This window comes from Mycobacterium sp. (assembly GCF_032162605.1).
Classification (GTDB): Bacteria; Actinomycetota; Actinomycetes; order Mycobacteriales; family Mycobacteriaceae; genus Mycobacterium.
The window spans coordinates 1-6,151 of the sequence record NZ_JAVROT010000136.1; the positions used below are offsets into that span (position 1 = coordinate 1).

Here is a 6,151-nt window from a genome sequence, read left to right on the forward strand (position 1 = left end):
CGGGGTGCCAGTCGCGGTCGTGGTCGAGGTGCCAGTCGCGGTCGTGCCGGTCGCCGTCGCTATCGCGGTGCCAGTCGTCGAGGCAGGTGAACCAGTCGAAGTTGAAGCCCCAGAACGGGTCCCAAAAGTCTCCGGGACACCAGTGATACAGCGGCGCCGGGATGGGCTCGGCCTGCGCGATGCCGATGGCCTGTCCCGAGTCGACAAGGGCAACGGCGCCCGACATCAGCACCAAAGTTGTTGCGCGTAGGACTTTTTCTCTCATATTTCTCCCTCTTCTATGTGATGCTGCGTGCGAGTCAGCGCAGCCGCGATGTTCTGCAATTCGACAGCGGCGGAACGGTGATCGCTCTGGTCGTGGTGACGCTCGGTTTCGCCTCGCAGACGACAGGCCGCTGCTGGACTGCCGCCGAACATCGGTCCGGAGAAAACGACACCGCGCCAGGGCGAATCAACGCTGCGTCGACAACGGTGTAGTCCGCCCCGGAGAAACCCAGATCGCATACGCGAGCACCCGGCCGCAACGGAGGTGGCGCCCTGTCTTCGCCGGATACATTGGTGAACGATATATGGAGCGTAACGTTGACAGTCGACGGCGCCAAGATTTTGTGGACCATTTCACGATCTGGAATAGTTCAATGCCCCCGCGATCACTGCACTGAGCGAACAGAATTGCGACGACAGCCCGTCTGTGCAGCTCCGACGATCCGCGGGCTCTGGCCCCACTCCTAGACCTGGTCGTGGGTCGACGGGAGGCGGCGACGCTGACTGCATCTCGGCGGTCCAAATCATTTCGTGTACAAGGACATTCATCGCCCAGAATGCTGTCCGGACTAGGTTCGGCACCTGCAAGGTAGCGAACCTAGGATCCGCGATTCGCTCGTTGGCCCGAGACCGCAGGTAGCCGCCCCCATTGTCGCGGTTTGAGCCGCGGAGGGTTGCACTCAATACGACCGTGCCGGCAGCGCGGCGGTGGCGAGCCACCGAGACTGAAATGTCCGCGTAGTCAGTTGGCCCTAGCCAAGCGGTAGGTTATTATTTCGGTGACCGATGCATTCAACTAGAAGGCGGTGCGACGATGTCGACGGTCGATCCGCCGTTGCTCGATGTACCGCGAGTGCGGCTCATGGCGGACCGATGATCAAGACTTCAACGAACCCGACAGTGCGGGCGTGGATCGATTCTTCCGAACACACGATGGCGCGGGCGGTCCTTCGGAAGGGACGCCAGAAGGTCGGACGGACGTTGCTCGACGGGGACGACCCCGAGCACGCCCGGCTACGCCGGATGGTGCCCGACCCGTGCTCGATCAAGGTGGTCGGTGCGCTGCGGTGTCGGCGAACAGCGATCAACGGCCGCATCTCACCGAATGGCGGCTTGGTCCAGGTTGGAATCTGCAGGGCGACAGGCACCGTCGATTGCGCGGGCATCTCCGCGGTGCCCAGATACCGCCCGGCCGACCAGACACGTCAGCTCGCAGCCAGCCATCACCCCAAATTTAGATAGGAACGCCAATGACCGACGCGACGGCACCCAGGCGGCACCCCAGCCGGTATGGGGTGTGGACCCGCGTACCCGTGACGCCGCAGCACGCAGTGGAGATCGAGAAACTGGGCTACGGCGCCCTGTGGGTGGGCGGCTCGCCGCCTGCCCAACTCAGATTCGCCGAGCCGATCCTGGAGAAGACCACGAGCCTGATGGTGGCCACCGGCATCGTCAACATCTGGTCGGCGCCGGCCAAGACGGTCGCCCAGTCGTTCCACCTCATCGACACGGCCTACCCGGATCGGTTCCTGCTCGGCGTAGGCGTCGGTCAACGCGAGCACACCGCGGACTACCGCACACCGTATGACGTGCTCGGCGACTACCTCGACGAGCTCGACGCTGCCGGGGTGCCGAGCAACCGCAGGGTCATCGGGGCGCTGGGACCCAGAATGCTCAACCTCGCCATGCGACGCAGCGCCGGTGCGCACCCGTTTCTGACCACACCGGAACACACCCGGCGGGCACGCGCAGTCCTGGGCGACGAGGCCTATCTGGCACCCGAGCAGGCGGTGGTGTTGTCCACCGAGGCTGACGAGGCCCGCGCGGTCGGGCGCAACATGATTGCCAAGGCCCTGGGCCTGGTAAACCACGTCAACAACTGGAAGCGGCTCGGTTTCACCGAGGCCGATCTCGCGATACCCGGCAGCGACCGACTGATCGACGCGGTGGTCGCCCACGGCAGCGCCGACGATATCGCCTATCGTCTCAACCAACACTTGGAGGCGGGCGCCGATCACGTTGCGATCCGCGTTGTGGGCGGCCAAGACAAGCTACTCCCGACCTTGGCCGCACTCTCCGAGCACCTGAACATGGACGTCCCGAGGTCGGCAGCGGTGGCGACATGAGTGCACCGAGCGCAATTGTCCCGAGCGCAGCGACCTCCGAGATCCTGACGAGGTTCGGACTGGTCCAGGGCGTCGAGCCCGGCGCAGTCTCTGCGCTGATCACGTACGTGCATCCCGTCGCATTCCCGCGCGGGCACACCGTGTTCGCCGAAGGAGAGCCCGGTGACCGGCTCTATATCATCGCCTCGGGCAAGGTGAAGCTCGGACGTCGCTCCTCCGACGGCCGCCAGAACATCCTGGCAGTCATGGGCCCGTCGGACATGTTCGGCGAACTGTCCATCTTCGACCCCGGACCACGCACCTCCAGCGCCACCACCATCACCAAGGTGCGCGCGGTGTCCATGGACCGCGACGCCCTCAAGGCCTGGATCACGGACCGCCCCGAGATCGCCGAGCAACTGTTGCAGGTGCTGGCCCGCCGGCTGCGCCGCACCAACGACAACCTCGCCGACCTCATCTTCACCGACGTCCCCGGACGCGTCGCCAAACAACTCCTGCTACTGGCCCGACGATTCGGCACCCAGGAAGGTGGCGCCGTGCGCGTCACCCACGACCTGACCCAAGTAGAGATCGCCCAACTCGTCGGAGCGTCCCGCGAAACGGTCAACAAGGCGCTGGTCGACTTCTCTCAGCGCGGCTGGATTCGGTGGAATGGCAAGAGCGTGCTGATCTCCGACCCCGAAGGACTATCCAGGCGGGCGCGGCACACCGACTGCAGCGCAAGCAGGAGCCCAGAATTGATGCCGGCAAGCGCAGGCAGAGAACCCGTCAACGAATGAGACTGGGACGACGAAACGCGGGCCTCAACCGCATCCACGTGCGCGGCGGAGGGACCGTGGCGGCGCCAAGAGCCATCGCCCTGCGCGGTCTTGTGCGTTTTGGAGTTGGCGCTGCGCATCGTGGGTGGCAACCACCAAACACGTTGGCCCGACGAGTCCGATGAACCCGTCCGCCGACCGCATTCCGTCTCAGCTCGAGAAGCGCCGCGCGGGGACCGTTCGGCGGTCACTGAGTGTGCGTGCGCGCTGCCCAACGAAGGCGTCCCGCCGCTGGAATGCCGCAAGGTCGTCACACGTGCTTAGGCGCAACGCAATCGGTTCACATAGACGCGCATTTGAGCCGCGTCGGTACGAGCGATGGCGTCACAGTCGTCCAACCACTCGTGCAACCGCGCCACGATGCGCCCGGGCACCGGACACGCCCCGTGGAACGCCCCCCGCACCATGTCCTCGATGGCCAGATCACACTGGCACACGCCCAACTCGATGGCGATCACCCGCTGATCGCTCCAAGGCAGATGCTCGCAGGTCAATTGTGCTAGCTCCTCGGCCAGCGCGGAAACATCACGTCGGTCCATGGGTTCAACCGTATGCCAGGACACTGCGAAGCCTCTGAACGACAAGCGAATTCGCGCTCAATCCATCGACCTAGACCGTCCTATCGGCGACGGTTCAGTTGGGGACCGGCGATGCGCCGTCGGGCTCGACCCGCCCGCGTCCGGTACCCGTGACGCCCCGCAGGGCCATCCCAGCTGTCACTCCACGTCGGATTCGCGGAACGAATGAAGGCGTTGCCTCGACACGGCGATCGAGTCGATTGCCAAGGAACTGTTCGTGACAGCGGCAACGTGCTCGGCGATGGCCGTGTTTCCCTTGAGTTTTCGTTCTGCGGGGCGCACCAGATGCCGGGTGACAAATCCCCGGCGATGCAGGCATGAACATCCGCCGAGCGGAGGGAGCAGTCGACATCGTCGAACGACCGTCCGGCGCGCTGCATGGCCGGCCCGACACGGACAACTGTGGCGTCGCCGTCGTCGTCCGGAGCCCCGTGCGGGCTCACGGCGAATGCAGCTGCGGCTGGCGCGGGTCGCGACGCGTGCTCTCCGCCATGGCCGTCGACGACACCCTCCTCCACGCAGCCACGAAGCGCTGCCAACCTGCGGTCCCATTGGTGCTATCACCCCGCCACCGCGGCAGTGGCCAACAGACGCCTCATCACCGAGTCCCGGCAATGTTCGTACTTCAACGCATTCGGTGATCGTCGACGCCTGCCTCAGAACGACGCTGACAGAACTGCGGCACCCTCTTGCCTCGCAACGCACTGTGCCGCCACGTCATCGACAGGCTCCCCGAGGGCAAGCCCCAGCTAGGCGCACACGTGGACGAACCCGAACGGACCCGTCACGCATGGGGGAGGCGGCGCGTAGTAGCCGGGACCATAGCCGTAATCAGGCGCGTGGGCCCATCCGCGACGGTCGTCACCTCGCCAGTCACCGTGATCGTGTCCCCGGCCGCGATCCTGCGCCCAAGCCACCCCTGTGCCCGCCGGTGAGGGCGGAGCGGCGTTCGCGACTCCCGAGCCAATTCCCAAGGCAACCGCCCCAAGCGCTCCAACAATCACTGCACTCGACGCGAACTTCTTCATTGCAATCATCTCAATCTCAACCTCAACACTGGATTTGCACAACGGCACAACGCAATACGCTGATATGCCGCGTGTCGGCGGCCGAAGCGCCTGCCGACGTCAGGCATTGACGCTGTGCGGGCGCAGAAAATTCCCGTCGGTGCCAGCCAAGCGAAATCCGAACGCCGCGAAGTCGGTTGCCGCGCACCGGGATCCGTGCCGTCGGTATACCGAAAGCCTTGGTGGGCGCGGCGGCTCTAGGCATGCCGCGAAGTCTCGGACGCGCGGCGGCTCTAGGCATGCGGCGAAGTCTCGGACGCGGAACGTGAATTCGTCGCGAGGTGCGGACGTCGACGCCGTCCTCGACCGAGGTTCGGTGCCCCCGCGTGAAATATCCGCCGACCGCGACCGGTCGATGGTCGGCGACGTGGCGCGGCAATGGGCCTGCAGCAGGTTGTCAGAGGGCAAGCCGTAGTCGCTAAATTCATGCGACAAGTCATCGACAACATAGTCTTTGCCCGCGGTATAAGCGCCAGCCTGCCAGTGCATCTGCTACCGATAGATGATTGGTAAACCTGAGCAACTCAGCGGAGCACTGGGGACCTGTGCGTCAAGTCGCTACGCACTCCTGCCAATCTCGACTGTCCTCCGTCGCCATGTTGGGCGAACGGAAAACGGTGACGGTGGCCGGTCGGTGCGCTTGCTGGCACGGTGGAGGCCCACAAATCTCCGCTCTCGGGCTGGGCAAGCCGGGCCACACACATGTGTTTGACAACCTTGAGCAATCGCATTGGCACGCGCCTCCAGGCTGCGAAAGCTGTGACTGTCCAACGTAATCTGCAGGATCTCCTGCCTTGCGGCGTGCCGAGATGGACCGGCCGAAACCGGGACTGCGAGCCGGGGGTACGCAGGATGGTGCGGCGGGTGGCGGGATCAGCGGATCACGCGACGTCTCGAGCGGCTCAGCGTACGGCGCGTTCGCCCCGGCCGAAGCGTCCGAAGCGGTCCATCCATCCTTGGCGACCCCAACCGGTCACCCCAGCAGCGGCACGGACCCCGTCAGAGGAGATTCGGCGCACATCTACATCGATTGCCGATACAGGTGTGATATACATGGGGGGTGAAACAGCCGGATCGCAATGGCGCCGTGGACGACTCCGCCGAGGGGCTCGAGCAGGCTGCGATTCTGGTGGTGCGGCATCTGTCCGATCGTGAAGCACCGAACCTGACCGCACTGATGACGCTGAGCACGCTCGAGCGGGAAGGACCCGCCCGGGTGACGACACTCGCCTCGGCGGCGGGCATCGGCCAGCCGGCGATGACCGAGTTGATTCAGCGGTTGGAGCGGCAAGGCCTGG

General features: G+C 65.0%; 5 protein-coding genes and 1 pseudogene. 4 read left to right on the forward strand and 2 right to left on the reverse strand.

The genetic code is table 11. The annotated features are described in order from the left end of the window. On the reverse strand, positions 1–265 hold a 265-nt coding region (locus QOI01_RS08295; protein ID WP_526379793.1), incomplete at its 3' end, for an Mtp family mycobacterial-type pilin. A gap of 872 nt (positions 266–1,137) precedes the next feature. Between QOI01_RS08295 and QOI01_RS08300 the strand changes: the two genes are divergently transcribed. The 3 genes and pseudogenes from QOI01_RS08300 to QOI01_RS08310 all read left to right on the forward strand — a co-directional run. Next, the gene (locus QOI01_RS08300; protein ID WP_526379795.1) at positions 1,138–1,506 is read left to right on the forward strand and encodes a hypothetical protein; all 369 of its coding nucleotides are present in this window, start codon (positions 1,138–1,140) and stop codon (positions 1,504–1,506) included. 8 nt (positions 1,507–1,514) lie between these two features. Beyond that, complete coding sequence (locus QOI01_RS08305; protein ID WP_526379797.1) at positions 1,515–2,390, forward strand: LLM class F420-dependent oxidoreductase; 876 nt, start codon at positions 1,515–1,517, stop codon at positions 2,388–2,390. Further along, positions 2,387–3,094 (forward strand): annotated as a pseudogene (locus QOI01_RS08310) (Crp/Fnr family transcriptional regulator); the annotation flags it as partial. The gene QOI01_RS08305 and the pseudogene QOI01_RS08310, both read left to right, overlap by 4 nt. Before the next feature lie 374 nt (positions 3,095–3,468). On the opposite strand, the gene QOI01_RS08315 reads toward QOI01_RS08310, so the two are convergent. Next, positions 3,469–3,747, reverse strand: coding sequence for a hypothetical protein (locus tag QOI01_RS08315; protein WP_526379799.1), 279 nt, complete (start codon positions 3,745–3,747; stop codon positions 3,469–3,471). Positions 3,748–5,913: 2,166 nt separating this feature from the next. On the opposite strand from QOI01_RS08315, the gene QOI01_RS08320 reads away from it, so the two are divergent. Continuing rightward, positions 5,914–6,151, forward strand: a 238-nt coding sequence (locus QOI01_RS08320) for a MarR family transcriptional regulator (protein WP_526379801.1), incomplete at its 3' end; no start/stop codon positions are given.